Raw genomic sequence first — 24687 nt, 5'->3', positions numbered from 1 at the left:
ATATTATAAGGTTTAATTGTTAAGGGTGGTTTCATACTTAAAAAGTTATGGAAATAATATATCCCATCTTGTTAATAATCACTTGAATAGAAAGGGGACTAGCTATGAAACCGATGCTCCCAACTTTGAAATCAATTGCTCCTCTCACTTCAGATTGGCTATTTGAAATCAAATATGATGGTTTTCGAGCTATTTTAGACTGGGATCATGACACAATACATTTATGGAGCAGAAATGAAAAAGATCTACTTCCACAGTTTCCAGAAATTAAAGAGTATTTATTAAGTATTTACGATCAATTCAAAGATATACTTCCATTAATATTTGACGGTGAACTAGTTGTTTTGGAAAATGAAGGAAAGGCGAATTTTGGAGAATTACAAAAAAGAGGTCGTATGAAGTCACATGATCGAATTCAGCAAGTTGCCTATAAAAGACCATGCACTTACTTAGTCTTTGATCTATTAACCATTAATGGTAATGCCCTCATTGATAAAAGTTATTTAGAACGAAAAAAAATGTTAAAGGGCTTGTTTGTAACTTACCAATTACCTCTAAACCCGACATCTGGTACTTTTGAACTACTTCAATATATTCCAAATGAACAACATTTTGATACTATATGGGAACAAGTCACAACGGATGACGGAGAGGGCATCATTGCAAAACTTAAAAAAAGTAAATGGGAAATTGGTAAACGGACAGAAACATGGTTAAAAATAAAAAATTGGAAGAAAGTTTCATGCTTTATTACTGCATTCGATACCTCCAATGGATATTATCATGTTGGTGTTTTTAAGGGAGAACAGATCTACCAAATAGGCTTATTTTTATTCAGTCTAGATCCTGATCAAAAAAAAGCATTGAGTCAAGTCATTAAGGCAAATGCACTTAACAATCAGAATGGTGTCCTTAACATCCATCCTTCGATATGTGTTGATATCCATTATTTGGAGTGGTATGAGGAACAGTTACGAGAACCACATTTTCATGAGTTTCGTTTTGATTTATCACCAGAATCCTGTACATATGAACAGTTTCTTTTAGATGAAGCAGCTATACCAAGGGAAATTACGGTGACCCACCCAGATAAACCACTTTGGGAAAAGGAGCAAATAAAAAAGTTAGATTTTATTCGATATATGAGAGAAATTTCGCCATTTATTCTGCCTTTTCTACGTAATCGTACATTAACTGTAATTCGTTATCCCCATGGTGTATTTGGTGAACCTTTTTATCAAAAAAATTGTCCTGATTACGCACCGAATTTTATTCAAACATACCATCAGGAAAACATAGATTATATTGTTTGTAATGATTTAAAAACATTAATGTGGTTGGCCAACCAATTAGCAATTGAATACCATATACCATTTTCTACTATAAATAATCCTTATGTGAGCGAGATCGTTTTTGACTTGGATCCTCCATCTAGAAACGAGTTCCACTTAGCGGTTACAGCTAGCCTAATGATGAAGAAAATATTTGATCAATTAAATATTATTAGCTTTATTAAAACATCAGGAAATAAAGGACTTCAAATATATATACCACTGATTGATGGTACATATACTTGGAGTGATACTCGATTATTTACGGAATTTATCGCTAATTATCTTGTAACAGAAAGATCCGACCTCTTTACTATTGAACGAATGAAGAAAAAGAGAAATGGACGTTTATATGTTGATTTTATACAGCATGCAGAAGGAAAGACCATTATTGCTCCGTATTCAATGAGAGGTCATAGTGATGCACTTATTGCAACGCCATTGTTTTGGGACGAGGTGAATGAAAATCTTAATCCAGAATCCTTTACGATTCCTACCGTCCTGCATCGGGTTAATACCCTCGGATGTCCATTTGCTAACTATGTAAAAGCAAAAACAATACAAGTTTTCGATCCTGTACTTAACTTTTTAAAAGCAAATAATTTGAAATAAGAAGAAAACGGAGCTTTTCTATAGGAGCTCCGTTTTGACAATTTATTTAAATCATAGTTAAGTTAGAAAAGAATTCTCTCAACATATTCTTTCGCATGTGTTTCTAATTGTTCATATTGAATTTGTTCTTCTTTGTAATGTGTTGTGCTACTTACCTCAAAGGAACTTTGATTATTGTTCATAATGATTTCTGCATCATATAAATAAGTTGCATTTCCAATGAGTTCAATCCAATATGTTTGATCAGACTTATGAACGACACAACGAACCTTTCCACCATTATTATATACATCAATTTCCTCTTCATAATTATTTAAGGACAATATACATGAAATTAATGATGACGCTGACATGGCTGTTCCACAAGCATTTGTAAAACCAACACCACGCTCAAACGTACGAACATAGATAACTCCTTTTTCAACGGAATGAACAAAGCTTACATTAACTCCATCAGGAAATAACTGATTTGGTCCATTTACATATTCAGAAATCATTCTTTGTGTATTCGTTCGCATCATTTCTTTATCTACAAAAGTTATAAGGTGAGGATTTGGAACAGCGACTGCGCTAAATAATAACTGATCTGAGAGTTCATGTATCTTTTCATTCACCAATTGCTCTTGATTAAGATTCATCGGTAACGCATCTAATGAAAAAAGTACTGGTGATATTTCGACACAATAGGTTGGTAATTCATTAAAAATAGAATCTGACTTATTTACCTTCAAAATCGCCTTCATCGTTTCTACTCTTATTTCATCTTTCTGCAATAATTCGCACACATATCTACCAACACAGCGCAAGCCATTACCACACATGGAAGCCTCTGAGCCATCTGCATTAAATACCCTCATTTTTGCATCTGCTTTATCACTTTTCATGACAAAGAGAATACCGTCCGCACCTAATTCAGCATTTCTGTCACAGAGAGTAATACTCAAATTTTGACGGTCCTCTTCAGAAAACGTATATGGCATAGAGATCTCATCTATTAATAAAAAGTCATTTCCTGACCCATGACATTTTCGAATGTTTATATTCATAGCCTACCCCCATTAATTCAATGTGTTAATTTAAGCTCTATCTTCAAGATTATCGTTAATTAGAAATGTCTAATAATTTCTAAAAGGGTTTATGTCAAACTAAAAATAGATATATCCATAATCCTAACATTAAGGGTGACATAAAAAATTAAATCAATCAAGTGAGATATATGTAAAATCCTCATTCATGACCTGGTCACTCCATTCCCATGCCTGCTGATAAAATCTTGACAGTTCTTGTTCGGTAAGATCGGTAATCTGCAGCAATTCATCCATTTTTTCCCATTCTGCTTTTTCCAGAGCAATCGATAAATCAAGCACTTTCCTCATACTATTCTCTTCACCACATAATGCATTAAAAAGGCTTTCCTCCAATGATAATTGATTTAGCACCTCATCCATTGGCTTAAAGAGGATAGCGTCTAATAAAGAAAAAAGACCTAACAAAAAAAATTTCGGTGACTCTGATTTACCGAACTGCTTTTCAGATATTAACTCACAAAACTTCGCTCTAGTTAAGCTCGTTCTACATACTTCTTCTGAAAGTTGTTGTCTCCATCCAGCGTTTTCCCTAATTGCTAAAATAAATATCCATCTTTTAATTTCAATTAAACCTAGTAATATAATTGCCTGATGGATAGAGTGTATCTTTTGAGTAGGTCGGTGAGCTGGTGAGTTTATTAGTTTTAATAGTTTATAAGCTAATGATAAATCTTGTTCAATAATCATACTAATATGCTCAATGCTGACATCTTCATTAGATAATAAACGAACGATTTGTAAGTACGAATGAAAAGATGCTGGAATATCAAATGTTGAAATAATTACAGGTTGACTAAAATAATAGCCTTGAAAATACGTATAGCCATTTTGTTTAGCCTCTTCAAACTGCTCCTTCGTTTCAACTTTTTCAGCCAGTAATTTTATGTTAAACGATTGAATAATTTTTTCTATTTCTTTTCTTTCGATTTTATTCGTATTCATAAAATCTATTTTTACTATATCCACAAATTTTAATAATTCTAATGAATACAGATTATTACTATAAAAAATATAATCATCCAATGCAATTTTATAACCTAGCTTTTTTAATTCTCTACATATTTCTACTAATTCTCGAGAAGGAGTAACATTTTCAAGTATCTCAATCACTATATCCCTTGGTGAGAAATAAGTTGGAACCTTATGCTTAAGAAGGTTTTCAGTAAAATTAATAAAACATGGTAGTCCTGATGAAAGATTATCTATACCAATATTAAAAAAACTGTTAATAATTACGTCAGCAGTTGCTTGATCCCCATCAATATTTGGGAAGGAATTGACATTATCATTCCGATACAATAATTCATATGAAACAACCCTATTATCAATATTAAAAATGGGCTGACGTGCAACAAAAACTTCCATCGAGCTCTCTCCCTGCTTTAAAATGCATAATATTTCAAAATATATACGATTCTCTACTAAATGTATGTTATCAAATTACTAGGATAAAAGTCTATATTCAAAAAATAGAAAAAGAGGGTGAATCCATAATTGATTCCCCCTCAAAATGTCTAACAAAATTACATATACTGTAATAAAAAATTGATAAAAAACAAACTTGCAATAATATAAAGAGGAATGGATACATCCTTTGCTTTACCAATAGAAAGCTTCAGAACAGGATAAAGAATAAATCCAATCGCAATTCCATCTGAAATGCTAGATGTAAATGGAATCATCGCAATGATTAAAATAGCGGGCAGTGCCTCGGTCATGTCACGTAAATCCATAAATCGAATATTTTGAGTCATCAATATGCCAATTAATATAAGGATGGGGGCAATTGCATTATCCGGTATAATTTTCATATAAGGTATTGCAACTACGGACAATAAAAACAAGGCCCCAGTAGTGATTGCAGTTAAACCTGTACGGCCACCAGAGGTAATTGCGGCAGTTGATTCTACCGCTGACACTGTTGGACTAGATCCAAGCAGACCCGAAAAAATTGCAGAAATACTTGTTGCCTGTAATCCTTTACTAAATTTAGCTTCGTTTTTTAATTGGACTGTATGACTATGAACAAGACCGATATTTTCAAACACGACAACCATAGAAATTGTAAATACCGCAATCCAGAAAGGCAACGTCCATACCCGTTCAAAAGAAAAATGACCAAAAACTATTTGATAATTTTCTAATGAAAAACCTTGCTTACCTGTTTTCGGTATAATTCCAAATAATGCTGATAATCCAGTTCCAAAAAGAATGGTCCATAAGAAATGTCCCTTTACATTTCTCAAAAAAAGGATCAACAATACTAAGAAGGTGATAATCGTAGCCAAAACTTTTATATCACTTAAATTACCTAATGCAATGATGGTAGTTCCACCACGAACGACAAGACCACCCTTTTCTAATCCAATCAGCATTAAAAATAATCCTAACCCAACGGTTATCGCATCCTTTAATGTTGTAGGAATAGATGTATTCAAAATGGTTGCCAATCTCGTAAATGCTATAATCGAAAAGATCATGCCTGACACAAATACAACTGCTAAAGCCTCTTGCCAGGTCAATCCCATCGATTGTACTAGAGTATATGAGAATAATGCATTTATTCCCATACCTGGTACAAGAATAATTGGTGAATTTGCCCATAATCCCATTATTAAACAACCAAAAAAAGAGGTTAAGATGGTTGCAATAACAGCACCTTCTAAGGGTATCCCTGCTTCGGAAAGGATAAGGGAATTAACAGCAATAATGTATACTACAGTAAAAAAACCAATGACTCCAGCTGTTATTTCCTTTTTCACTGTTGTCTGATGATTTTTAATCTGGAAAATACCCTTCTTATCCATTTATTTGACACCTATATTTAGTTGTCCCTCTCCCAACCCGCTTTTATCTGTAAGAAAATACAGATTAGCCACAATTTAATATTATATAGATGAATCTCCGGAATGACAATATTATTAATCGTAGTAAACATGATAAAGATAAATCAATAGTCCAATACAAATAAAAAAATCCCTTTCATTCATAGTTTCTGTAAACTCAATGATTGGTGTATTGGGTGAAAAGTGTTTTTGCCAGTTTAAAGGCATAACACCTTTGGTAATTTTCGAAATAACTTGATCATCCTTACAAATTTTTATTGTTGCCAAACTCTTATTAATCGTAAACTGATTATTTTCCACTGAAAAACACAATGTTCTCCAATTTTCTTTCTTAGGATACATTTCTATTGTTTTCGATGGTAGAATCATTTTTGTAGCTTTCTTCTTGTTTTTACTTATTTCAATGTATACACAGTTGCTTCCACTGTGATTTTGGATCATATACATACTTTTAAATGTATGATTGAGGTTACTCCACTTCTTACCGTTTGTATTATAAGGTGCAATCTTCCATGCGCAAAGTCCATTACTTTTAAAAAATTTCAATTGTAGAAAGGGAGTTGCAGAAAGAACGAATAAGAAGCGATCATAAGAAGGTAACTCTTTCTCTTGAGAATCAAATGGAATAGAAGATTTTATTTCGCGAAAGACATAATAATAATATTTTATTAAATAATAGAGGATAACAATAAAAAGAAGACATACTGCCCATTTAGCGATTAAGGAAAAACTAGTATTCAAAAGAATAAATAAACAAATGGTCATATATATCCCGATAATGATTATTTGCTGCAAATATAATTTAGTCTTATAGGAATAGTATTCTTTTATATTCATCTTTCAATTCACCCTATCAATGAAGATTCTTTCTATTATATGAATATAACAAGAATATATTCCTATCTAGTTACTTCTAAATTAATTCTTTTCTTTTAAAAATTGATAGAGAAGATACAATCAGTATGATAATTAAACATATAGTAATGATAACCGTAGGAATTGTTCCTTTACTTAGATAGCCATTCGTCCATAATTCTCCTGTATATTTTAGGATATTTGAGGGTATCCAATCTAATTTTTCAGATAAAACCGAAGAAAGAAAGCTCAGAACGATTGTAACGACAAGTGTTAAAGCTGCAGTAACTCCAGAGGTATTTGACATACTTCCGAAGAAAAAGATTAAGGTTACAATTAATGTTAGCCATAACCCATATAGGAACATTCCTTTAAGCATAAGTGATAGATTTACTAATTCAAATAATTGGTATGTATAATACCAATTTGCCATCATTCCCATAAAGTAAGAAAACCAAACAATAAGTAAAGCCATCACCCATTTTGCGATCATATAGGAAGAAAATGAAACTGGTTTCACTAATATCAGTGCAGCACTACCATTTTTCCTTTCTGCCGTAACAGAAGACATAAAAGCTAAAACTATTACCAGTAAACCAATCATATTAAATTGTTGGGTTAAAGTACTGAATAAAACCTCAGGTGCATGTGGTAATGGTATTTCTATCACTGTACCTTCCGGTAGATCTCCTAAGGAATCAATAATTTTAGGCAAATAGTAAGTTGTAACTGGTTGCATAATCCCTAAAAGGATAAATAGTAAAGGCATCCATAACCATCTATAGTTTCTCAAGGACTCAGTGTTTTCTTTTTTTATAAAAATAAAAAATTGATTCATTCTTTCACCACTTTTCTAAATATCTCTTCTAACGAAAGTTGACATAAATCAAAACTATCTAATGGCCAATTCTCTTCACTTGCCATTTTAAGTAGTTGTTGTCTTCCAACCTGTAGATCCTTTACATACAGTACGATGACTTTTTCATTTTGCTCTATCTTTTCTACCCATGAATATTTCTGAAAGCGAGGAAGTAATAACTTTGGATTAGTTGAAAAAGTTAGTCGAATCATTTGACTGGAATGCTTTGCTCTTACATCAACGATATTCCCATCCTCTATTAACTCGCCATTATTTAACAGTAATACCTGATCACAAACCTCTTCTGCATCATTTAAAATATGCGTTGAAAATAATATCGTGGTTTCCGTTTTCATCAGTTTAATTAAATCGATGATTTCCCTGCGACCGAATGGATCTAATGCTGAAACTGGTTCATCGAGAATAAGAATCTGCGGCTTATGGATGAGCGCTTGAGCAATTCCAAGCCTCTGTTTCATTCCTCCCGAATATTGTCCAATTCTACGCTTTCTCCCCTCCATTAAACCAACCACTTCAATTAGTTCATCAATTCTTTGATTTAATCTATTGCTTTCAATATTTGTTAATCGACCAACAAAAGATAAATATTCTTCTCCACTCATCCAATCATAAAATGCTGGATATTGAGGAAGAAAACCAATCATACCTCTTAAATCCTTTTGATTTGGATAATTAGGAGAAAAGACTTTCCCACTCGTTGGAGTGATCAGCCCTGCAATCATATTAAGAGTGGTTGTTTTACCTGCACCATTGGGACCTAATAATGCAGTACATTTTCCTTCTTCTAGTGAAAAACTAATTGTGTCAACCGCCGTTTTCCCTTTATATTCTTTCTTTAAATTTTTTATCTTCAAGATACTCATCTATTGTGTCTCCTTCCTACAATGAAATAGATAATTGGACCAACTATATTTATAAATAAAATAATCAATACCCACATCCATTTAGGACCATTGGTTTGTTTATTGCGTATTAGATCAATGACCGCAATAATAACTAACAAAAATTGAATAATTATGATGGGCGCAATCAATCCCCAATTTATTTCTTTTAACACCTCATAAATATTTTCCACCTTTATCCTCTCCTGCTCTAATTACTATTCATGATTATCTGTTATATAAATAATAGAACAGATAATCATGAATAGCAATAGTTTAATTATTAATGTCAAAAAACTGTTTTCACATCGTTTGATGCTTGTGTAAAAGCCTAACTGATCGGCTTTTTATCTTAAAAAGGATTCTAGCGGTTCTAATGGAGTGTAGCGATCCTCAGACGATATTTATTAGCTATTACTTTACATAAATAGCAACAATATTTGAAAAAAGAGCCAAAAAAAAGAATGACCACAACTTCAGTCATTCTTTAAAACAGATTTATTTAATCCATTCAAAGGTAAAAGGAATTTTATAACGCTCACCCTGAAAGGCTTTGACGGCACCTATGATCGTAAATACAAATACAACGATTCCAAGTAACCAAAGCAATACAATTCCAATTAGAACGATAACGAGAATCCCGAAAATAATACTGTATATAAAATAAGAAATAATAAAATTAAAGTATGCTTTTCCATGTGCATTAATAAATTCAGAATCGTCTTTTTTAATTAACCATATGATTAAAGGACCTATGATCGTTGTAAAAAAGCTTGTGATATATATTCCAGCTGCTAATAATTTTTCCTCTTGTGATACCAATGATAACCCCTCCTTTTATTCTTACTAGTGAATATACGTTAAATTTTCACTTTTAGTTTCATTTCGGAAAATTTTTTCTTCATTATTATTTCCATCGGACTTGCATATGTTTATTATAGTTGTCCATATTTATTTTACTCAAGAAGTAGGTGATTATATGTTATCCAATATTGAGGCGTTCATTTTAGGAATTATCCAAGGTTTAACTGAGTTTCTGCCAATCTCAAGTACCGGACATTTGTATATTGGAAGACATCTATTTGGATTAGATGAAGCTGGCCTTTTTCTTGATACAATGCTCCATGTAGGTACTCTTCTTGCAATTATTGTGGTTTATAAGGATGATTTATGGAAAATGATACGTCACCCATTTAGCAAATTGAGCCTCATTATGGTGATTGGTACAATTCCTGCAGTGATCGTCGGATTTTCACTAAAAGATTACTTTGAAGAAATCTCTAAAACTGGGGTAACAATTGGTTGGGAATTTCTCGTAACTGGAGGGGTGCTTTGGTTTGCAGAGAAAGCAAAAAAGGGTAGTAAAAAGCTTGAAGATATCAAATATTCCGACGCGCTAATCATTGGCACATTTCAAGCTGCTGCAATCTTCCCGGCCTTATCAAGATCAGGATTAACGATTGCTGCCGGATTGATGAGAAAATTGGATAGACAAACAGCAGCATATTTTTCTTTTTTGTTATCAACTCCAGCCATTTTAGGTGGGATAGTTCTACAAGGAAAAGATCTTATAGTAGGACAAGTTGAATCCGTTACTTTATTTGGACTTCTTATCGGTACAATTGCATCAGCCATCTTTGGGTATCTAGCAATTGTTGGAATGGTCAATTTTTTAAAGAGAAAATCTTTGAAAATCTTTGCCTATTATGTTTGGACACTTGGAATCTCCATCATTCTATTGCAATGGTTGGGAATTTTTTAAATGGAGTTGAGGGTATTGTCTAGCGAATGGATAACAAACACATTAGAAACACTTGGCCAACATGGTTTTTTCGGAATTGCTTTTGCCCTTATGATTGAAGTGATCCCTAGTGAAATCGTATTAGGCTATGGTGGGTTTCTCATTTCTGGTGGGAAAATTTCATTTTTTTCTGCCTTGTTAGCGGGAATCATAGGTGGGACAATGGCACAAGTTTTTTTGTATTGGTTAGGTAGCTATGGTGGCAGACCATTTTTTGAAAAATATGGGCGTTTCCTTTTGATTAAAAGAAATCACTTAGATGCTGCTGAATCTTGGTTCGAAAGATATGGTACAATTGTTATTTTCCTAGCAAGATTTATCCCCATCGTTCGACATGCTATCTCGATTCCAGCGGGCATCGCTAGGATGCCGTTCTACCAATTTCTTTTATATACGATTGCAGCTATGTTGCCATGGACCATCCTGTTCCTTCTTATAGGAATGCAGTTAAACCAACATTGGAACACAATCTGTGAGGTTGCAACTGCTTACATTAAACCGATTGTATTCATTGCTGTAGCATCCTTGACCCTCTATTTCTTCTACCATTATTTTAGAAGATATAGATCTAAATAACAGAATGTCGAATCGAGGGAAAAATAGTCAAAAAAAATTAACAAAAAACCTATTTTCAATTTTAAATTTTTATTGTAAGATACAAAAAGAAATACACACATAAACGTATATACTGCAATTAGGGAAGGCAAATGGTGCGCCACCAGCAAAGTTTCTTGACTGGTCCTAGTGGGTTCGATTCCCACCCCGAAATTTTTTACGTAACTTTAAAAAATTTCGAGGGTGAGGCTGACCTATTTAGGTGAAATCTGCCCTCTGTGGAGGGGATAACATGCTCAAGAAACGTGAATTAATTGGCCAAGAGAGTCAAATTCTTTTTGATTTGATGGTGCACCCAGAAGTCTTCCCTTTTGTACGTCATAAGGCATATTCACATGATGAATTTCTTTTTTTAACGAAGCAAATAATCGAGGCCGAAGAACATGGAAAATTAATTTCTCGTACGATCACAGACGAATGGGAAAATCCAATTGGAACCATTAATTTATATGATATAGAGGATAATGCAGGTTTTCTAGGTACATGGATTGGAAAACCTTATCACGGTAAAGGCTATAACCAATTAGCAAAGGAAGCTTTTTTTAACGAAGTATTTTATGAATTAGGTATTGAAACCATTTTTATGAGAATTCGAAAAGAAAATATTCGTTCAAGAAAAGCGGCTGAAAAATTACCCTATACAATAAAAGCCAATGAAACGAGAAAATCTGTGTTCGAACAACTAAATTCAACAGGTTATATTTATGATCTTTACGAAATATCAAAAGATCTTTTCTCACTTCATATGATGCGAAACTCGTCTATCAAAGAAGATACGCAAGCTTTAGAAGCTTAAAAAAAGGATGACTCACTGATGTGCACCCCAAAAGTTAGACCAAAAATCTAACTTTTGGGGTGTTTTTTATGGTCAAATACGATGAAGGATTTAAGCAACAAGTTGTAGATGCTTATCTTTCAGGAGAAGGTGGCTATGATTCCATAGCTAAAAAGTTTGGAGTTAGAAGCTCAACGAATGTGGCAAAATGGGTTAATACCTTTAGGCAATTTGGAAAGGATGGTTTTCTTAGAAAGAAATCCCCGACTACTTATCCTGTTCAATTTAAGTTAGATGTCCTAAACTATAAATTAAGAACAGGAGAATCCTTTGAATCAGTTGCTATAAAATTCGGCATTCATGAGCCACCAATGATTGCAAATTGGATGCGTACATGGCAAAACGAAGGCATTGAAGGACTCTCTAAACTAAGGGGGCGTCCATCAATGTCAAATAAACAAAAGAAGAAAAACTCAGAGAAAAAGTTAACGAAAGAACAACAACTTGAAAAAGAGATAGAGTTACTTCGTGCGGAGAATGCCTATTTAAAAAAGCTCCGAGCTTCAGGGATAAATATTCCGAGCCGACTGCTAAAACAGAATCGAGAGTCATCCATGAACTCAGAAAAAAATTCAAACTAGCCGTTATCCTTGAAGCAACAGGTTTTCCAAAGGCAACTTATATGTACTGGAAAAAACGATTTGATGAACCTAGTCCAGATGAAGAAATAGAAAAGGTTATTAAAGAAATCGTTGATAAACATACAGGAAATTATGGATATCGTCGAATTGATATGGAATTACGTAAGCGTGGTTATGTTGTAAATCACAAGAAAATTCTACGGATTACAAATAAACTCGGCATTACTTGTAAATCCTTCACACGTAAGTCTCGTAAATTTAGTACTTACAAAGGAACGATCGGTAAGATTGCGAAGAACCTTATCCACCGTAGATTTGATACAAACATTCCACATCAAAAAATGACAACTGATACATCAGAATTTAGATACTACACGGCCGATTCTAAAGGAAATATGAACATCAAGAAAGCCTATTTAGATCCATTTTTAGATATGTATAACGGTGAAATTCTATCCTTTAGGGTATCAGAACGACCAAATTCAAAAGCTATAATGGAGGCTTTAGATGAAGCCATTGAACGAACAAAAGATTGCCCATATAGAACAACTGTTCACTCTGATCAAGGGTGGGCATATCAAATGAAAGCATATGTAAAAAAACTAAAAGATAATAATATATTTCAAAGCATGTCCAGAAAGGGTAACTGTCTAGATAATTCACCTATGGAAAATTTCTTTGGCATTATGAAGCAAGAAATGTACTACGGTAGAATTTATCACTCTTTTGAAGAGTTAAAACAGGCTATTATAAACTATATTTATTATTATAATAATGAACGAATAAAAGCAAAATTGGCTGGCATGAGCCCGGTTGAATACCGTCTTCATACCAGCCGATTAGCTGCTTAAATATTTAGTCTAACTTTTGGGGTTCAGTACACACATGTCATCCTTTTTTTAGTTCCCTATTCTTTTGAATTTAATTCATTATATAGATTTCTTACCACCCATGTTTTATAAAGTTCTAGTTTTTTTCTACCTACAGGATGATAACGGATTCCTCTGTTTTTTAATTGCATTACATACCAACCTTTAGAATACTTATATGCCATGGACAGGTCTCCCCTCTCAAAATGCTTGTCCATACAATATATGTGAGCATTAGATGAAATATGTTTAGCTAAATCATATTTCTTTCGAAGACCATTTACGTTAAATGTATTCTTTTAATTTAATGATAAGTTAACAATAACATAGGTATAGATCATATCGATTCGAATATACTTTAACTTTTACTATTATTTTTGATTAGGCTTTTCTATAACATTGTTGCTATTTAAGTAAAGTTTAACTCTGATCTAAAAATCGCAGCGTCTTACATTTTACTGAGAAAAGAGCAGCAATCTCCATAAGAAACCTAGACTCCTTTATCGGAGGAAAAAGCAGGCCAGTTAGGTTTTTTCGAAAACAACAAATTTTTCGAAAGCAGCATTTGATTAAAATGATAAAATAACAAAAAGAACCCCATAACAGGGGCTCTAGTCAATTATTTATTTTCCGATAAATTCTTGTGTCCAATAATTTCCATTCGCTACATAACCTACACCAATATGTGTATAGTTTTTATTTAAAATATTCGCACGGTGACCGTCACTATTCATCCAAGCTTTCATAACTTCTTCAGGTGTACGTTGACCCATAGCAATATTTTCACCCGCTGTTGAATATTTAATGCCAAATTTCTTCATCATATCAAATGGTGATCCATAAGTAGGACTTGTATGATCAAAATATTTATTTGTAGCCATATCATTTGATTTAACTCGTGCGACCTTACTTAGTTCATTATCAATTTTCAATGCAGGTAATCCTTGTTTCGCACGTTCTTTATTAACTAACTCTACTACTTGCTTTTCAGAAGCATTTAAAGTATCTCCTGCTGATTGATTGGTTGAAGTAGTTGGCTTTGTCGTCTGTGATGTAGACGGTTTATTTTGATTAACTACTGGTTTATTTTGGGAAGCTTGAGGTTTCGCAGGTTTTGATACTGGTTTTTTTGTATTTTCAGTTGTTTTTTGTTGAGTAATGTTTTTTGCTTGATTATAGCTTACATTATATTTAGTCATAATCTGATTGATTAGAGATTGTAAATCTTTTGCATTTTCTACTTTATATTCATATTTTGCTATATTAACAGTTTTATGTGAATCATTTTGAAATGTAGCAGCATCAGCTTTGTTTACAAATGGTGTCGCAAGAAGTGCAAATGCAGTTGCAGTAGTAATAATTGTTTTTTTCATCGTAATTTCTCCTCCTTGAGATCTGCGATATGTGTTTGTCTTACATGAAAATCATATCACAGCTTTTTTGTAATAAACTTGGAAGAGACTACTATTTTCATTTTAAAAGAGTCATTTTATGTTATTTTCATATAAAATTTATATATAAATAGCTATATTAATAGATTTATCTTTTTTCAACTTCATTTACTTACATCGGAAAGTTTACCAACTAATCCTAAAACAAACCATATATTAACAGGTTTTTTCTATTGACAGGTTTTAAAATGAGCGCTACATATAACGATTATTACAATTAAATTTCAAACATGTAGTTTAAGTAAAAAGAATAGAGGTTAATTATCATTAACCCCGTAAACCTTCCATTTGTTTTATAAAATAATTAATCAATCCCATTTTTTCAGATAAATCCAAGGAGGAATTAGATATCCTCTGGACAGCAAAAAAGAATTTTGTCTCTTTACTTACTCTAAGCCTCGGGTGTGTTTGCTCATCTAATAACTCACTTAACACAGCAGCTTTTAATTGTTCTTCTGATTTAGAATGACAATTTGTACTTTTACGATTTTTCCAAATGCTCAAATACACCTCTAATAATTTTTCATCATTCACTTCAATTTCTCCTCTTTTTAGTTTATTCTTCCGAATACTCTCCAAATTATTGGGTATTCTAACCCAATAATTAAAAAAGATTGGAGGATATTCATATGCATGGTCCCTATTGTTGTCCAAATTGTAAAACGAATAGAACCCGATTTAATATCATTCAGCAAGTTCCGCAGGCAGTTAAAATGGATCCAAAAACTGGTGAAATCATTGAGCAATATGGAAATGAAGCATCTGATCTATTCCATATTTCCTTTAAAGGCCCTGAATATAGGGTTCAATGTGGAGCGTGTGGGCTAGTAGAAGACGAAACAACCTTTTTGAAATTTGGTGAGTATAAACGATAAGAAATGGCTGTCTGAAAGTTTCAGACAGCCTCATTTTATGTTCCTATTTTTTCAAAATACTAATTGCTTTTTTGACCTGTGTGTCATTTTTAACAATATCTTCTCTCAATTGATTCATCAATTGAAGTGTTGTTTCTCCTTGTAAAACACCAGTTTCTTTTAAATTATTCTTCTTTTGAAACTCTTTAACAGCAGCCTCTGTATCCTGATCAAAGAATCCATCAACTTTCCCTGGGTTGTAGCCTAATGCCTTGAGCATTTCTTCCGCAGCCTTCACATCAGATGAAATTGATGACATTTCGATTTTAGTATCTGGATTTATAATTGGTAGATCCGCATATTTTGGTAGACTTACTTCATAATCTGGTTTGATCCCTTTTTGATGAATCCAGTTTGCATCTGGCGTTAGCCATTTTGCTGTTGTAATTTTCATATTAGACCCATCTTTAAAATCGGTGGCAGATTGTACAGTTCCTTTACCAAATGACTTTTGCCCAACTAATGGTATACCAGCAGACTCTTTAACAGCAGCAGCAAGGATTTCTGAAGCACTTGCACTTCCATTATCAATAATTACTGCAACTGGAACATTAATTTTTTTACCATCTTCAGCGACAAACTCTTCACGCTTCCCTTTTTTATCTTCAATTTGAACAATTTTCTTGCCTTCTGGAACAAAAAGATTTGAAATTTTAATTGCTTGGTCTAATAAACCACCTGGATTTTGACGCAAATCTAATATCAGTGATTTCATTCCCTTAGATTCCATATCTTTTAATCCATTTAATAGTTCATTATACGTATTCTCAGAAAAGCTAGTGATTTGGATTTTTGCAACACCATTTTCCAGCATTTCGGAATAAACCGTATTGACCGGAATATCATCTCGGGTGATCGTAATCTTTGTTGATTCACTTGACCCAGCTTTTTGAATCGTTAAAGTTACTTTGGATCCTTTTTCACCGCGAATCAACAGGACCGCTTCATTGGCGCTCATTCCTCTAATACTTTTTCCATCAACAGCTAAAATTTTATCATTTGGTTTTAAACCAATTTTTTCAGCAGGTGAACCTTTGATTGGAGAGACAACAACAATATAACCATCCTTTTCCTGTATCTCTGCACCAATTCCTTGGAAGGAGGATGAAATGCTCTCATGAAATTGTGCTGCTTCCTCTTTAGTCATATAATCAGAATAAGGGTCATCTAATGAGTCAAGCATTCCGTTAATTGCACCATTTATTAATTTATCATTATTCAGATCTTTATAATAATTTTTCTTCAATTGATCATAAGTATCATATAATTTATTGAATTCCGTTCTTTGATTTACAGCAACTTTAACAGGCTTATCATCACCAAATGCTAAAGCAAAGGTTGTCACTCCGGCTGTAGCAAAAACAAGAACAAAAATTAGCATGACAAATTTAAATTTTCTAATTCGAATATATCCATTTGTTTGTGCTGTCTGTGTTTCTTGAGACTCTACTTCTTTTTTCTCATTTTCCAAGACTTTCACCACTTTCATAACCAAGTACATTACAAGTTATATTTTCAAATACTAACTTCTTTATTTTATCAGTTTTTTTGATTATAAGGAAGAAAAGCTTTTAATTCCTATCTTCCTTCCTATTAACAGTTTCTCATTAAAACAGCCAAAGAAAAAGCAGGCCAAGCCTGCCTTACATTTTCTCAACATGCTGAAAATACTCTTCTAGAGTCCATCCATTTTTATAAATAACAGCAGCTGCCTTTTTTCCAACATATCGGAAATGCCATGGTTCATATTCATAACCCGTAATGTTTTCTTTATCTTTAGGGTAGCGCAGAATAAAACCAAATTCATGAGCATGTTCTCTTAGCCAAATCCCCTCTTTTTGTTTCCCAAAATTTTCAGAGAGAAGATAATTTTCACTTTCGCTAGTAATATCCATCGCAAGTCCTGTCTGATGTTCACTTTGGCCTGGAGTGGCTACTGCTTGCTCAGCTTTTTCTTTCCCTACATTTGCAATTTCATTATTTAAAATCGCTTTTTGTCTTTCATAGGAACGATACCCAGATGAAGCAAATAAATATATCCCATTTTTTTCAGCTTCACTGAACATTTTTTCTAATGCAGTTGCAGCTTCCTGTCTCATATAGCTTTTTTCTATATCTTGGTCACCAAATGAAAATTTCACCTTTGGGCGGACTAAGTCATTAGGAACATAACTCCCTATCGAATATTCTTTATTAACTAATGATAATATATTAGATGTGTTTTCTATCATTTTTTGACCATTTACTTCTTTGATTTGATTAAAATACTTTGATTCCAATAGCAAATCATTATTTTTTTCTTTTGTTTTCGTACCATTTTCTGCATTTGCTTGTTCATGGTTACTAGTTTGCTGTGAATTTTTGGATGCATCTTTCTCATGATTCTGTCCCCCACTACAACCACCTAATAGAAGAAGAACTGCTGCAACTGATACAATTCGTTTCATAATTTCACCTTTCTCTTCCTTTTGAGGCTTCTTTTCATAAAAATTTGATGCTTAATTCTATCAAACGCACCAAAAAATTAGAAAATAGCCTTTGAAAAACATAAGTAAATATTATCAAATCAGAGGAAAGTCCGCTAGAGGAAAATGAATAAAGAAAGACCATCTCAAAAGCATGTTTTTAAAACCATCTCTCACTAAAAATTCATTACCAAGAAAGATGATGTAAAACACTTATGAGATAGTCTCATTTTCCACATAAGACTGCTATGTAATATACTTTACCGATTATTAGACAAGTGTAGATAAAGCAACTTCAATCATGTCATTAAAAGTAGTTTGTCTCTCTTCAGAAGTCGTTTCTTCACCAGTTAATAAATGATCACTTACAGTTAGGACAGATAATGCTTTACGATCGAATTTTGCTGCTAGTGTATAAAGAGCGGCTGTTTCCATTTCAATGGCTAATATACCGTATTTTGCCCATTTTTCATGTTCTGCATTATCATTATAAAACATGTCAGCGGTAAATACATTTCCTACTTTCAGGTTCAATCCTTTTTCTAGTCCGCCATCATATGCTTTCTTTAATAAATCAAAATTTGCTGTTGGCGCATAATCAATTCCATTAAATGTTAGTTTATTCATTTGTGAATCAGTAGACGCAGACATTGCTAATATCACGTCTCTTACCTTAACATCCTTTTGAATCGCACCACATGTCCCAACTCTTATTAGATTTTGGACATTATAGCTTTGCATTAATTCATTAATATAAATTGAAATCGAAGGCACACCCATACCTGTTCCTTGAACAGACACTCTTTTCCCTTTATACATACCTGTATAACCAAACATATTGCGAACTTCGTTGTAGCAAGTTACATTTTCAAGGAATGTTTCCGCTATATACTTAGCTCTTAGAGGATCTCCCGGTAATAGGACTGTTTCCGCAATTTCATTTTCTTTCGCATTAATATGTACACTCATTTTATTTCCTCCTCCAAAATACCAATGTTTTCATTGTAATGTTTTCCTGGCAAGGATGCAAATATTGTTTGTAAGAATGTCGAAGTGGTTTTAGGCAATACTAAAAATGTAATGTACTAAAAGGAGGATCATCATGGGCAAAAAAAACCGTAATCGGATAAATGGTCAGAAGAAAAATAATCATATTCCTGCAGAGCAAATAATCGCAGAGCATGAAGCTCATGGAAAAGAATTTTCAGCACAAAGCCGAAAAAAATAAAACAAATGTGTAAGTACCTACTCAATTCCAATCACTTTTTGTGGGGAAATGTCCATAGGAAGTATAAACTTTGTTTTCATACGGTGAAAGTGAATAAACTAACATACACGATGATGAGAGACTGCAAAGTAACTTTCATATAAAAATTATCTATATTCTTAATTATAAAAAAAATGGTCATCTACAAAAAAGCAAAGGGGTCTGATCCTTAAATACAATATCTAATGAGATATTGCCATTTAAATGGTGTCAGACCCCCAATTGATTAATTATTCTTGAGTTATTACCTCTAATTCCTTTCTAATAAAGGTCATCCTCAGATTCCTCATCGATTATGGATTTTGCAATTAAGTAATCAAATGTTATGTCGGCGATTTCTTCTACCTCTTCTTCCTTAGGGGCATATCCCCTCTTGATTAATTCTTGAAAGAAAAACTCAGCAATTTCTTCTGTATCAATAAATACTTCGATTTCCTTCATCAAAATCGCCTCCTCTGATTTACAATGTATGTTTTATAACAAAAAATTATGCAGAATAACTTGATAATAGTCATCAATTTAATAGGACAAGCATATGGATAGAATAAATCATTCTTTACAAAGACTAGGGGGCAATAAGTATGAATCGTTTATCTAACGAATCCGCCAATCATATCGAAATCAAAATCATTCAATTCATGGACATTATTTTATCATTATTATTTAAATCTTTCATCCTTTCTTTTATTGCTTTATCACTTTATTTACTGTTAAGTTAACTTACTTTTCCAACCTTAGTAATATAAATAATTGCTCGCCTATTGTTTTTTTAATCTTTTGTTTTTTGCTATTGTAAGATGGTGCAATTGTTTTTCAATTGAATGTATGCAAGAGAGATATTCATCGTCCTGAAATAATAAATAAAGTGCTTTATAATCATTGTATTTATCTAACAAACAGTCAATTTTATGGGAAAGTTGTTCCTTTGACGTTGAGATATTCAATGGTTTTTTTGTTTTTTTAATTGGGTAAACAAAGCCAAACTTTTTTAAAAAGCTGTCAGCATGTTCAGAATCAGCGACTAAAATTAATTCCGCTTCATCCGCTTCTAGCCATTCTCCATCATGTATTCTTGTTAGCTCGTAAATAATATCTTCCCATGCGTCTTCCTGATAACGCCAAATTTCTGTACGAAAGCCTACTACCTTAAATATCTCTTCTCTATATCCTTTAACTTGAACTAAATCTCCAAAAAAGAATTTATATTCTATATCAATTTGTTCCTTATCAAATAATTCACCTTTATAGTCTGCTAGTAACATAATTCCATTTTCATTAAATAAGCCACCACTCTCATTAACTTCATACAATAATTGTCCATCCACAAATTTAATACTTGTTATTTTACCAACAGAACCATATCTGATAATTACAACAATATCCCCTATCTCAAATTTTGATCTGCCATATTCATCCATATCCTCCCGTCTCCTTATTTACTATCTAAGTATTATTAGTCAGTATATGCAATTGATTTCTTTTCGGTTTGGTTATTCGTTTGTCATTTTAATTTATGTATTTATTTATACTTATTATATTCAGGCAAATTTCGTATAGTTTGGCGTTGTATATTGCTTTATTTCCAGCTTTTACACTTAAATAGGCATTTCGCAGTTTTTATGACATTGCCAGGCTTTTTCTCAATGGAAAAAGGACTTATCCTTCTTCAACTTGTTTTCATAGGTAATACATTACCTAAATAGAAAAAAGGTTTGCAAAAAGAGCCTTAATTAAAATAAAAAAAGGCCTTCTTACCATATTTGCTAAAAATGATAAGAAACGCCTTTTTATTATTTTTTTTCATTTACATAAAGTTCCCATGCGTCATCAAATACCTTCATTGACTGTAGGTAGTGCCCATTTAATTCTAGGTAGGTACTCAATTCATGATAGTCAGATAATCCTTTCGGAAATGAATGATCTTCATAAGCATAATTAGCAAATTCAGATAAACTATCCTTTGGTTTTGGATCACGATATTTTATTAAAAAGTGGTAAAAAGATTGATTCAACTTTGTGACCCCCTTATTGATTCACTATATAAAAAAATAATTTAGTGAGAAATAAAAATCTCCTCTATTATATTTTATCTAGTCAAATTTTTAAACACATGACGAATGTTCTATCACTTTTTTCACATAAATTTTCTTTCTTTTTCGACAAAATTATTTTTAATTACTAGATAATTCAGTTCACTCAGGTTAAAATGATAATTATTAATAGTTTTTAAATTCAGTTATAAAGGGAAAAAGGGGGAAAAGGTTTGGTGAAAAAACAACAAAAGAGAATAAAGGAAAAAAGTCATATACCAAAAAAGAACAAAAAAACAACACTAGGGAAAAAGACCCTCTTTCAAAAATCAGATAATAAAAAACAAAAAACAAATGCTCAAAAAGGAAAAATCATAGCTTATTTACAAACAATCCGTGGAAAGGTTGTAGTATCCTTTAGTATTCTGACCATACTATTAATGATTCTAACTACTACTTCCTATATCAATATGTCTAAGCTTGAATCTGAAATTGATAGAGTGGTAAATAAGGATTTAGTTATTCATGATAAAGTAAAAGATATTGAAAACACTTCCTTAAAAATTGAATCTGCAGAATTAAGCTATGTTGCTTCTGGAGATAAAACATTCTTAAAGACGTTAGAAAAAGAAAAAGACCATGCAGGTGTATTAATCAAAGATCTACAAAAATTGTTAAAAAACAACAAAGATCAATTAAATAAACTGGACGGTATTGAAAATTCCTATCAATTCTGGGTTGAGTGGGTTAACAAGGTTATACAAATTCGTGATTTTTGGACAATCGATGAAGCTGGCAAAGAAGTACAGTCTGCTAGAGGCCAAGATTATATGAAGCAAATGAATGATAATATCCAGGCTCTAATTGAAGCAGAATCGAAATCTACAAAGCAACGAATTGACAACTTACATACTCAAGCAAATATTGCAAAAATAGTAACCATTGGATTATCCTCTTTAGCACTAATTTTATCTGTTGTACTTGCAATCATTTTGTCTAAAAATATTGTTACAAGTGTAAGAAAAATCAGTCGATCCATACTTGATATAGCAAATGCTGGAGGAGATCTAACCAAGAGGATTGTTGTTAAGTCAAATGATGAACTTTCAGACTTAGCTAAAGATACAAATACTTTAATTGAAGGAATTGCTGAACTTGTAAAAAGAGTATCTGCAATGTCTGAGAATGTTTCAGCTAGTAGTGAAGAATTACTAGCATCAGCTGAAGAAACCTCTAAAACCATTCTGTCAATTGCTGAAACATCAAGTGAGATTGCAACTGGAAGTGAAAAAACAACCACTCAAATGGATGAGTCTTTGAGTAAGATGAAGAATTTAGAGAAACTAGTCCATTCATTACATTCAGAGGCTGATCGAGTAAAAACTGCTGCTATGCAAATGCAGTCAGCTGCCGTAACTGGTAGTGAATCCGTCAAAAAAGCATCCAATGAAATTATGGGCATTGAGGAAACGATGGCTAGTACTAGCACAACTGTGGAAGCTCTTGGGAAAAAGTCTGATGAAATCACCAAAATTATAAACACGATTACAGGTATTGCTGAACAAACAAATCTCTTGGCACTAAATGCTGCTATTGAGGCAGCACGTGCTGGTGAACATGGACGTGGCTTTGCAGTGGTAGCTGATGAAGTGAGAAAGCTTGCAGAACAATCTCAAGGAGCAGCAAAAGAAGTAACAAAGATTGTATACTCAATTCAAGATGAAGTGAACAGAATCATAAGCCAAAATAAAGATGGTGTTCAAGCTGTTATTGCTGGAGTTGAAATATCAAACGAAACCAATCAGTCACTTCAAAGAATTTTGCAACAGTCCACTCAAACGAATGATGTAGTTGCCGAAATGGTCGCACAGATTGAACAGACGTTACTTCTTAGCCAAGAGGTCTCCACTTCATTCACCGCTGTTAGTGAGATCGCTGAAATTACAGCTTCTCATACAGAAACAACTGCAGCTGCCTCAGAGGAAGGTTCAGCAGCTATGGAGGAAGTTACAGCATCTGCATCTGAACTATCAAAGCAAGCTGAAAACTTAAGATCACTTATTTCTAATTTTAAAATTTAATACACAAATAGAAATGGGGAGGTTTTAACTCCCCATTTTATATTTAACATTTAGGTCCTATCCAGCTTGCGCCAATAATAATTAAAAGAATAAATAGAACAACAATTAGAGCAAAACCATTTCTGTATCCACCACCATAGCCATAACCACATGGGGCATAATTATATGTTGGATAGCAGCAGTTATCATATCCGTAGTACATACCTTTCACTCCTCATTTTTTTGTCAATGCTAAGGTATGATGATAACCTATTTTTTGTATGTGTATTTGCCCATATTTTTTGAACATTCTTCTTATTCTTTGTGATCCTCAAACAAAGAAGCCCATTCATCATATCCCTCTTCTTTAAGCTTATCTTTCGGGATAAATCTCAAAGCAGCTGAATTTATGCAATAACGAAGCTTTGTTGGTCCTGGACCATCATCAAATACATGGCCTAGGTGTGAATCTGCCGTTTTACTTCTTACTTCAGTACGAATCATTCCATGACTTGTATCTCTTTTTTCCATAATTTCTTCTTCAACAATTGGTTTTGTAAAACTAGGCCAACCACACCCTGCATCGAACTTATCTTTGGAACTGAATAGTGGTTTTCCAGAGACAATATCAACATAAATTCCTTCAGCAAATTGATCCCAATATTCATTTCGGAACGGTGGTTCTGTGCCATTATTTTGTGTCACTTCATATTGTATCGGATTTAATTTAGATTTGATTTCCTCATTTTTCATGAATATCACTCCAATGCTTTCGAATAAATGACGCTCTTCCTGATCCTTCATTGTACGCGTTGTAATGGGAAGGGTTTTTCTTATAGTAATCCTGATGATAATCCTCCGCCGGATAAAATGCTGTTGCTGGTAGAATTTTAACAACAATAGGTTTATCAAATCTCCCACTTGTCTGTAAATCGTTCTTCGATTTTAATGCTAATTGCTGCTGATGTTCGTTATGATAATAAATGGCAGGCTGATAGGAGATTCCTCGATCAAAGAATTGTCCATATTCATCTGTAGGATCAATTTGCTGCCAATATACTTCTAATAACTTTTCATACGAAAAAGTATCTGGGTGAAATGTGATTTGAACAGCTTCAGTATGACCAGTTGTTCCCGAGCATACCTCTTCATATGTAGGGTTCTCTGTTCTTCCTCCCGTATATCCTGAAACAACACTCTCTATGCCTGGTTGTTCATGAAATGGTTTTACCATACACCAAAAGCAACCACCTGCAAAAGTAGCCTTTTCCGTTTGCAAATTTCTCATCCTTTCCATCTATTTAAA

28 protein-coding genes and 2 pseudogenes are annotated in these 24687 nt (G+C 33.0%); 10 read left to right on the top strand and 20 right to left on the bottom strand.

The genetic code is table 11. The features are described 5' to 3' along the window. Positions 1 to 104 precede the first annotated feature (104 nt). Positions 105 to 1943 carry a DNA ligase D gene (locus tag MHI39_RS11320; RefSeq protein WP_071974976.1) on the top strand — a complete coding sequence of 613 codons (1839 nt, stop codon included), beginning with the start codon at positions 105 to 107 and terminating at the stop codon, positions 1941 to 1943. A 62-nt stretch (positions 1944 to 2005) separates the two neighbouring features. On the opposite strand, the gene dapF is transcribed toward MHI39_RS11320, so the two are convergent. From dapF to MHI39_RS11280, 8 genes are all read right to left on the bottom strand, one after another. Next, on the bottom strand, positions 2006 to 2989 hold the full coding sequence (gene dapF, locus MHI39_RS11315) for a diaminopimelate epimerase (RefSeq protein WP_058004341.1): 984 nt from the start codon (positions 2987 to 2989) through the stop codon (positions 2006 to 2008). A gap of 153 nt (positions 2990 to 3142) precedes the next feature. Beyond that, positions 3143 to 4396: an EAL domain-containing protein gene (locus MHI39_RS11310; RefSeq protein WP_058004340.1), complete on the bottom strand. Its 1254-nt coding sequence runs from the start codon at positions 4394 to 4396 to the stop codon at positions 3143 to 3145. 158 nt (positions 4397 to 4554) lie between these two features. Next, positions 4555 to 5838, bottom strand: a complete 1284-nt coding sequence (locus MHI39_RS11305) for an NCS2 family permease (protein WP_058004339.1) — start codon at positions 5836 to 5838, stop codon at positions 4555 to 4557. A 114-nt stretch (positions 5839 to 5952) separates the two neighbouring features. Further along, entirely contained in the window at positions 5953 to 6714 is a 762-nt protein-coding gene (locus MHI39_RS11300; protein WP_078109920.1) for a hypothetical protein, read from the bottom strand. Between the two features lie 76 nt (positions 6715 to 6790). After that, entirely contained in the window at positions 6791 to 7570 is a 780-nt protein-coding gene (locus tag MHI39_RS11295) for a hypothetical protein (protein WP_078109921.1), read from the bottom strand. After that, a complete protein-coding gene (locus MHI39_RS11290; protein ID WP_078109922.1) occupies positions 7567 to 8475 on the bottom strand; it encodes an ABC transporter ATP-binding protein in 909 nt (302 codons plus the stop codon). Before MHI39_RS11290 ends, MHI39_RS11295 begins: the two co-directional genes overlap by 4 nt. After that, entirely contained in the window at positions 8472 to 8687 is a 216-nt protein-coding gene (locus MHI39_RS11285; RefSeq protein ID WP_235813336.1) for a PLD nuclease N-terminal domain-containing protein, read from the bottom strand. Before MHI39_RS11285 ends, MHI39_RS11290 begins: the two co-directional genes overlap by 4 nt. 304 nt (positions 8688 to 8991) lie before the next feature. Beyond that, positions 8992 to 9315 carry a DUF4870 domain-containing protein gene (locus tag MHI39_RS11280; RefSeq protein ID WP_058004335.1) on the bottom strand — a complete coding sequence of 108 codons (324 nt, stop codon included), beginning with the start codon at positions 9313 to 9315 and terminating at the stop codon, positions 8992 to 8994. Between the two features lie 157 nt (positions 9316 to 9472). On the opposite strand from MHI39_RS11280, the gene MHI39_RS11275 reads away from it, so the two are divergent. From MHI39_RS11275 to MHI39_RS11255, 5 genes and pseudogenes are all read left to right on the top strand, one after another. Further along, on the top strand, positions 9473 to 10255 hold the full coding sequence (locus MHI39_RS11275) for an undecaprenyl-diphosphate phosphatase (RefSeq protein ID WP_058004334.1): 783 nt from the start codon (positions 9473 to 9475) through the stop codon (positions 10253 to 10255). 15 nt (positions 10256 to 10270) lie between these two features. Beyond that, on the top strand, positions 10271 to 10870 hold the full coding sequence (locus MHI39_RS11270) for a DedA family protein (protein ID WP_342541252.1): 600 nt from the start codon (positions 10271 to 10273) through the stop codon (positions 10868 to 10870). A 271-nt stretch (positions 10871 to 11141) separates the two neighbouring features. After that, positions 11142 to 11705 carry a GNAT family N-acetyltransferase gene (locus MHI39_RS11265; RefSeq protein ID WP_058004333.1) on the top strand — a complete coding sequence of 188 codons (564 nt, stop codon included), beginning with the start codon at positions 11142 to 11144 and terminating at the stop codon, positions 11703 to 11705. Between the two features lie 68 nt (positions 11706 to 11773). Then, positions 11774 to 12325 (top strand): helix-turn-helix domain-containing protein, encoded by a 552-nt coding sequence (locus MHI39_RS11260; RefSeq protein WP_058002529.1) that lies wholly within the window; start codon positions 11774 to 11776, stop codon positions 12323 to 12325. Continuing rightward, positions 12289 to 13176: pseudogene (locus tag MHI39_RS11255) on the top strand (IS3 family transposase); the annotation flags it as partial. The gene MHI39_RS11260 and the pseudogene MHI39_RS11255, both read left to right, overlap by 37 nt. 56 nt (positions 13177 to 13232) lie before the next feature. Here the strand turns inward: MHI39_RS11255 and MHI39_RS11250 are convergent. The 3 genes from MHI39_RS11250 to MHI39_RS11240 all read right to left on the bottom strand — a co-directional run bounded on the left by MHI39_RS11250 (position 13233) and on the right by MHI39_RS11240 (position 15179). Then, on the bottom strand, positions 13233 to 13379 hold the full coding sequence (locus MHI39_RS11250) for a DUF2639 domain-containing protein (protein WP_071975549.1): 147 nt from the start codon (positions 13377 to 13379) through the stop codon (positions 13233 to 13235). A 438-nt stretch (positions 13380 to 13817) separates the two neighbouring features. Continuing rightward, positions 13818 to 14567 carry a CAP domain-containing protein gene (locus tag MHI39_RS11245; protein ID WP_058004332.1) on the bottom strand — a complete coding sequence of 250 codons (750 nt, stop codon included), beginning with the start codon at positions 14565 to 14567 and terminating at the stop codon, positions 13818 to 13820. Between the two features lie 345 nt (positions 14568 to 14912). Then, positions 14913 to 15179 carry a hypothetical protein gene (locus MHI39_RS11240; protein ID WP_058004331.1) on the bottom strand — a complete coding sequence of 89 codons (267 nt, stop codon included), beginning with the start codon at positions 15177 to 15179 and terminating at the stop codon, positions 14913 to 14915. Between the two features lie 95 nt (positions 15180 to 15274). Here MHI39_RS11240 and MHI39_RS11235 point away from each other — a divergent pair, with 95 nt between their 5' ends. Continuing rightward, on the top strand, positions 15275 to 15520 hold the full coding sequence (locus tag MHI39_RS11235; RefSeq protein ID WP_058004330.1) for a hypothetical protein: 246 nt from the start codon (positions 15275 to 15277) through the stop codon (positions 15518 to 15520). A 43-nt stretch (positions 15521 to 15563) separates the two neighbouring features. On the opposite strand, the gene MHI39_RS11230 is transcribed toward MHI39_RS11235, so the two are convergent. The 3 genes from MHI39_RS11230 to deoD all read right to left on the bottom strand — a co-directional run bounded on the left by MHI39_RS11230 (position 15564) and on the right by deoD (position 18993). Beyond that, on the bottom strand, positions 15564 to 17060 hold the full coding sequence (locus tag MHI39_RS11230; RefSeq protein ID WP_058004329.1) for a S41 family peptidase: 1497 nt from the start codon (positions 17058 to 17060) through the stop codon (positions 15564 to 15566). A 142-nt stretch (positions 17061 to 17202) separates the two neighbouring features. Next, the gene (locus MHI39_RS11225; RefSeq protein ID WP_058004328.1) at positions 17203 to 18006 is read right to left on the bottom strand and encodes a M15 family metallopeptidase; all 804 of its coding nucleotides are present in this window, start codon (positions 18004 to 18006) and stop codon (positions 17203 to 17205) included. Positions 18007 to 18294: 288 nt separating this feature from the next. Next, a complete protein-coding gene (gene deoD, locus MHI39_RS11220; RefSeq protein WP_058004327.1) occupies positions 18295 to 18993 on the bottom strand; it encodes a purine-nucleoside phosphorylase in 699 nt (232 codons plus the stop codon). 133 nt (positions 18994 to 19126) lie between these two features. On the opposite strand from deoD, the gene MHI39_RS11215 reads away from it, so the two are divergent. Continuing rightward, positions 19127 to 19252, top strand: a complete 126-nt coding sequence (locus MHI39_RS11215) for a hypothetical protein (protein ID WP_139254839.1) — start codon at positions 19127 to 19129, stop codon at positions 19250 to 19252. Between the two features lie 300 nt (positions 19253 to 19552). Here MHI39_RS11215 and MHI39_RS11210 read toward each other — a convergent pair whose 3' ends face one another. Continuing rightward, a complete protein-coding gene (locus tag MHI39_RS11210) occupies positions 19553 to 19732 on the bottom strand; it encodes a YozD family protein (RefSeq protein ID WP_058004326.1) in 180 nt (59 codons plus the stop codon). 140 nt (positions 19733 to 19872) lie between these two features. Between MHI39_RS11210 and MHI39_RS11205 the strand changes: the two genes are divergently transcribed. Continuing rightward, positions 19873 to 20010, top strand: coding sequence for a hypothetical protein (locus MHI39_RS11205; protein ID WP_158022186.1), 138 nt, complete (start codon positions 19873 to 19875; stop codon positions 20008 to 20010). A gap of 39 nt (positions 20011 to 20049) precedes the next feature. Here MHI39_RS11205 and MHI39_RS11200 read toward each other — a convergent pair whose 3' ends face one another. Then, positions 20050 to 20709, bottom strand: coding sequence for a hypothetical protein (locus tag MHI39_RS11200; RefSeq protein WP_071975547.1), 660 nt, complete (start codon positions 20707 to 20709; stop codon positions 20050 to 20052). A gap of 372 nt (positions 20710 to 21081) precedes the next feature. After that, positions 21082 to 21303: a YozE family protein gene (locus MHI39_RS11195; protein ID WP_058006402.1), complete on the bottom strand. Its 222-nt coding sequence runs from the start codon at positions 21301 to 21303 to the stop codon at positions 21082 to 21084. A 254-nt stretch (positions 21304 to 21557) separates the two neighbouring features. Between MHI39_RS11195 and MHI39_RS11190 the strand changes: the two genes are divergently transcribed. Continuing rightward, positions 21558 to 23402 carry a methyl-accepting chemotaxis protein gene (locus MHI39_RS11190; protein ID WP_278892400.1) on the top strand — a complete coding sequence of 615 codons (1845 nt, stop codon included), beginning with the start codon at positions 21558 to 21560 and terminating at the stop codon, positions 23400 to 23402. Positions 23403 to 23445: 43 nt separating this feature from the next. Here MHI39_RS11190 and MHI39_RS11185 read toward each other — a convergent pair. The 3 genes and pseudogenes from MHI39_RS11185 to msrA form a co-directional block, all read right to left on the bottom strand. Then, positions 23446 to 23535 (bottom strand): annotated as a pseudogene (locus MHI39_RS11185) (YjcZ family sporulation protein); the annotation flags it as partial. Positions 23536 to 23696: 161 nt separating this feature from the next. After that, the gene (gene msrB / locus MHI39_RS11180; RefSeq protein ID WP_251337116.1) at positions 23697 to 24134 is read right to left on the bottom strand and encodes a peptide-methionine (R)-S-oxide reductase MsrB; all 438 of its coding nucleotides are present in this window, start codon (positions 24132 to 24134) and stop codon (positions 23697 to 23699) included. Further along, the gene (gene msrA / locus MHI39_RS11175; protein ID WP_310795790.1) at positions 24124 to 24660 is read right to left on the bottom strand and encodes a peptide-methionine (S)-S-oxide reductase MsrA; all 537 of its coding nucleotides are present in this window, start codon (positions 24658 to 24660) and stop codon (positions 24124 to 24126) included. Before msrA ends, msrB begins: the two co-directional genes overlap by 11 nt. Positions 24661 to 24687 lie beyond the last annotated feature (27 nt).

Source organism: Heyndrickxia sp. FSL K6-6286, assembly GCF_038630395.1.
Lineage (GTDB): Bacteria > Bacillota > Bacilli > Bacillales > Bacillaceae_C > Heyndrickxia > Heyndrickxia oleronia.
This window is presented reverse-complemented; position numbering and strand designations above follow the sequence as displayed.